Consider the following 5,025-nt stretch of genomic DNA (forward strand, 5'->3'; position numbering starts at 1 on the left):
TTCTATGGAATATTTGACCATAAGAAAAGACCTCCGAAATATAGATTTGAAAAGTCTATATTTTGGGGGTCACTACATTTAGCGGTTTTTTATTTATTATTTCATTGTTGGGAAAAGCAAAACGTCACGGATTGAAGTTGTGCCAGTAAAGAGCATGACTAAGCGGTCAATCCCGATACCAAGTCCACCTGTTGGTGGCATACCGTGTTCGAGTGCTTCAACGTAATCATAATCGACACCAGTCGCTTCATCATCCCCAAGTTCTTTAGCTTTAGCTTGAGCTTCAAAACGTTCCAATTGGTCAATTGGGTCATTCAATTCGCTGAAAGCATTGGCGTATTCTTTACCGTTGATGAAAAGTTCAAAACGGTCAGTAAAACGTGGGTCTTTTTCATTCATTTTAGCAAGTGGTGAAATTTCTTTTGGATGACCAAAAACGAAAGTAGGTTGAATCAAAGTTTCTTCAACATATTTTTCAAAGAATTCGTTAATGATATGACCAACAGAAGTGAAATGTTTTTCAACATGAATGTCATGTTCTTTTGCAAGAGCGCATGCTTCTTCAAAAGTCATCTCAGGCCAGAAATCAACTCCAGCAACTTCCTTGATGGCATCAACCATGTGAACACGTTTGAATTTTCCACCAACATTGATTTCTTTACCATCGTATTCAAGAATATCTTGACCAACTACAGTTTTAGCAACGTGTTGGAAGATTCCTTCTGTCAAATCCATGATATCTTCAAAATCAGCATAAGCTTCATAAGATTCCATTGTTGTGAATTCAGGATTATGAGTCATATCCATTCCTTCATTACGGAAGACACGGCCAAGTTCATAAACTTTTTCCATTCCACCAACAATCAAACGTTTCAAGTGCAATTCAGTTGCAATACGAAGCGCCATATCAATATCAAGACTGTTATGGTGAGTGTAGAATGGACGAGCAGAAGCACCACCGGCTTCGTTGTTAAGAACTGGAGTTTCAACTTCAAGATATCCACGACCATCCATATAACGACGGATTTCACTGATGATTTTTGAACGAGTCACAAAGCGATTAAAGCTTTCTTTATTTGAAATCAAATCCAAATAACGTTTGCGATAACGTGTTTCAGTATCAGTCAAACCATGGAATTTTTCAGGCAAAGGACGAAGCGCTTTTGAGAGGAAAGTCAATTTTTTTGCTTTGATTGACAATTCACCCATATCAGTTTTCATGATTTCGCCTTCAACTCCGAGGAAGTCTCCGAGGTCAGCTTTTTTGAAAATTTCATAATTTTCTTCACCAACTTCGTCGCGACGAACGTAAAGTTGAATTTGGCCTTCGCGGTCTTGAAGATGGGCGAAACCGACTTTACCTTTACCACGTTTAGTCATCAAACGACCAGCGACAATTCCTGAAAGTGCAAGTTCATGCAACTCTTCTTTCGTCTTTTCGTCATAAGCTTCGTGTAGTTCTTGCGAGTTGTGCGTACGTGTAAATTTATGTCCAAATGGGTCAATTCCTGCATCGCGCAGGTTTTCCATTTTTTCACGGCGGACTTTCATTTGGTCATTAAGTTCTTCGATTTCAGCCAAAATAGTACTCCTTGTAATTTTTTATTCTCTCTATTTTAACATATTTTCAAAAAATTAACAGAAATTTTTTGTCAGTAAACGCTTTAAGAATAGGCTTAAACTGATTTTTTTGCTGTCATTAAAAAATACTTACAAAATTACTGACAGAAATTTAGAAAATGATGAATGACCTTAAAGAATTTCTGTCAGTAAATTTTTTAAAACTCACTTAAATCTTTGATTTTTTTAATCACAGTTTTGAGCAATTTGTCTTGTTCAGACAAGAAGGAAAGACCATAAAAAATGCGTTGATAACGTTCGTCAAGACTTTGAAAAGCAATATTTTCATTAATAAATCTTTTGGAAATTAATGATGCACCAATTCCAGCATTGAGTTGGCTGACAATCATATCATTATTATTGACGCTGACTAAGTTTTTGGGATTAAGATTATTTTCTTTAAGATAATTATGCGTATAATGAGCCACACCAGACCCTGCTTCGCGAATAAAAAAGATGTCACTTTCTGGATTGCCAGCAAGAACGAGTTCATCTTTAAAAAGTGGGAAAGTTTCGATAGTTTCATCCATCATCGGTTTTTCAATAATTCCAAAATGAATTTCATGATTACGAATTAAATCAAAAACCTCTTGAGAATCAAGCATCATCAATTCAATATTAAGTTGTTCAAGTTCAGGAATTAAATTTTTGAAAATCAGAGGGAGAACAGTAGTTGCTGAACTATGAGAAGCAGCAATTTTAAAAGGTTTACGACTAGGCGTCTGATTTTTTAAGGAAAATTGTAATTCATTCCAATCATTGAGCGTTTTTAAAGCTTTAGGATAAAGAAGATGGGCACTTTCTGTAGGAATGACTTCTTGGTGTTGCCCTCTTGAAAAGAGTTGAACCTTTAGTTCTTCCTCTAATTTTTTAATTCTAACAGTTGCGGTTGGTTGTGAAATAAAACATTGACTAGCAGCTCTGGTAAAGCTTTTGGTTTCAAACACAGCAATAAAAGTTTCGAGTAAAGCGAACATAAATCTTCCTTTAATTAATAAAAGTAATTTTAAAAATGATAATAATTTATTTTACAAAATAAAGGAGATTGTGTAAACTAATTGATGCTAGACAATTTAAAAAGGAAAAAGTAGAAAAATGTTAAAATTAAAAAATTATATTAAAAATGATAGACAGGCCATCATGAGTATTTTGCCAGGATTTCTGCTCTCCTTTGCCATTGCTATAGTAAGTTATTTACTCAATCGTTTTATCTTCCATAGTTTAGGTTCAGCAACTATTGCAATATTATTAGGAATTATTTTGGGTAATTTGTACTTTAAACAAGTCACTTTGTTTGCAGGAACGGCTTGGTCAGAAAAAAAACTTCTAGAGTTTTCAGTGATGTTTTTAGGAGCAACCGTAACCTTTCAAACCATTGGTAAATTAGGCTTCTCCGGAGTAGGATTTATTCTGATACAAATGATTTCAACAATTATTTTTGTTTTGTTTATGGGTAAAAAACTGGGTTTTTCTGCTAATGTCTCTGCCCTAATGGCTTCTGGAAATGCAGTCTGTGGTTCATCAGCAATTGCCGCAGTCGAACCAGTTATTGGAGCTGAGACCAGTGAGAAAAGAACATCGATTGCCATGGTCAATCTCATGGGAACTATTTTAATGCTGAGTCTTCCATTTTTAGGAACTTGGATATTTGGTAATAATGATTTATTAAGGGGCGCACTGATTGGCGGAACAGAACAATCTGTTGGACAAGTCGTTGCTTCAGCGACAATGGTAAATCCAAACACAACAACATTAGCAACCCTATTTAAAATTATGAGAATTATCATGCTTGTTTTTGTCGTTTTATATTTTGGTTTTAGAAGCAAAAAACAAACAAAGGGTGAACAAGCAACCGCTCAAATCAAAATTAAAAGAAATTCTTTTTTGCCATGGTACGTTGTTGGTTTCTTAGTGCTTTGTACTTTAGATACATTGATTCATTTTGTGCCAGAAGTTTCAGCTACCGCAAAATTTCTATCCGGTTGGTGTGAAACCATTGCCTTAGCCGCTATTGGTTTGCGACTAAATTTAGTTGAATTCATAAAAGCAGGAAGAAAATTACTGATTTATGGTTCATCTATCTTAGTTTTTCAAGTAGTACTTGCAATTATTTTGATAAGTCTTTTAATCAAATAATCAGAAATCAAAGAAATAAAAAGTCACTAAATTTCTGTTTTAGTGACTTTTTTTATGGTAATTATTACCATCAGCTAAATTTTTCACTTTAGCAAGAAGCTTATTAATCAATCTGATTCACTAATGTTAAACCAGATTAATCCCCAAAGTGAAGCAATGACTAAAAAGAGTAGAGCGACCATTTTATTTTCCTTTACTGCTGTAAAACCTAACTAGATTATTTAATAGATTCTATGACTTCTTTAAGTTGATTGACAGACTTTTCAAATTGTTTCATTTCATAAGCATCAATATTGAGTTCAATAATTTCTCTGACACCATTTTGATTTACGACAGATGGAACACCAGTAAAGACACCTTCTTGACCATATTCTCCACGCAAATAGGCAGAAACTGGTAGAATGACTTGTTCATTATTTAAGATGGCTTTGACAATTCTAGCTGTGCTCATTCCGATTCCGTAATAAGTGGCTTGTTTTTTATCAATAATTTCATAAGCAGCATTTTTAACCTTATTTGATAAATTAGACAAATCTTCAAGACCAATTTTTTTATTTTTAACAATAAATTCAAGAATAGGTTTTCCACCTACCGTCGTGTGTGACCAAACTGCAACTTCAGAATCGCCATGTTCGCCAATAATATATCCGTGAACACTCCGTGGATCAATTTCTAGCTTTGTGGCTAATTCCTTTCTAAAACGAGTAGTATCCAAAGTGGTACCAGTTCCGACAATTCTAGATTGATCAAGACCAGAAGTTTCCCAAGCGACATAGGTAAGGATATCCACAGGATTAGAAGCAATTACAAAAATACCATCAAAACCTGAATCCATAACTTGAGTAACGATTGAGCGCATAATTTTAGCATTTGTATTGACCAAATCTAAACGTGATTGTCCGGGTTTTTGGTTCACACCAGCTGTAATCACGACAATATCTGCATTTTCACAATCCTTGTAATTTCCAGCTCTTACAATAACATTTTCTTGCCCCCAAGAAACACCATCCAATAAATCTAAAGCTTCACCCTCAGCTTTATCCTGATTAACATCTATCAAAACCAAGTCATTAACTAGTCCTTGATTAATCATTGAATAAGCAATACTTGTTCCAACAAAACCTGTTCCAACTACGACTACTTTTCTGCTTGTAATTTTCATTTTTAGCTCCTTTTTAATTCTTTATTATTCAATACCCGAATTGCTAGTTAATTTCATTGGAAAATAAATAAGTCGTGCTATCCTAATCTTAAACCACTAAGCATTAG

General features: G+C 34.4%; 4 protein-coding genes. 1 reads left to right on the plus strand and 3 read right to left on the minus strand.

Going from position 1 to position 5,025, the window contains the following annotated elements; all coding sequences use genetic code 11:
• Window positions 1-96: 96 nt before the first annotated feature.
• Window positions 97-1,581: a lysine--tRNA ligase gene (gene lysS, locus RSC39_RS11810; protein WP_332537409.1), complete on the minus strand. Its 1,485-nt coding sequence runs from the start codon at window positions 1,579-1,581 to the stop codon at window positions 97-99.
• A gap of 197 nt (window positions 1,582-1,778) precedes the next feature.
• Window positions 1,779-2,597: a LysR family transcriptional regulator gene (locus RSC39_RS11815; RefSeq protein WP_332537412.1), complete on the minus strand. Its 819-nt coding sequence runs from the start codon at window positions 2,595-2,597 to the stop codon at window positions 1,779-1,781.
• Between the two features lie 163 nt (window positions 2,598-2,760).
• Here RSC39_RS11815 and RSC39_RS11820 point away from each other — a divergent pair, with 163 nt between their 5' ends.
• Complete coding sequence (locus tag RSC39_RS11820) at window positions 2,761-3,756, plus strand: YeiH family protein (protein WP_332537416.1); 996 nt, start codon at window positions 2,761-2,763, stop codon at window positions 3,754-3,756.
• A gap of 217 nt (window positions 3,757-3,973) precedes the next feature.
• Here the strand turns inward: RSC39_RS11820 and RSC39_RS11825 are convergent, their stop codons facing one another.
• On the minus strand, window positions 3,974-4,918 hold the full coding sequence (locus RSC39_RS11825; protein ID WP_332537414.1) for an L-lactate dehydrogenase: 945 nt from the start codon (window positions 4,916-4,918) through the stop codon (window positions 3,974-3,976).
• Window positions 4,919-5,025: the final 107 nt, after the last annotated feature.

Origin of the sequence: Lactococcus sp., from assembly GCF_036648155.1 — a bacterium.
Lineage (GTDB): Bacteria > Bacillota > Bacilli > Lactobacillales > Streptococcaceae > Lactococcus > Lactococcus cremoris.

Excerpts from the sequence above, each read along its gene's own strand:
- RSC39_RS11815 (WP_332537412.1), bottom strand. The coding sequence starts at position 2,597 with ATGTTCGCTTTACTCGAAACTTTTATTGCTGTGTTTGAAACCAAAAGC.
- RSC39_RS11820 (WP_332537416.1), top strand. The coding sequence starts at position 2,761 with ATGAGTATTTTGCCAGGATTTCTGCTCTCCTTTGCCATTGCTATAGTA.
- RSC39_RS11825 (WP_332537414.1), bottom strand. The coding sequence starts at position 4,918 with ATGAAAATTACAAGCAGAAAAGTAGTCGTAGTTGGAACAGGTTTTGTT.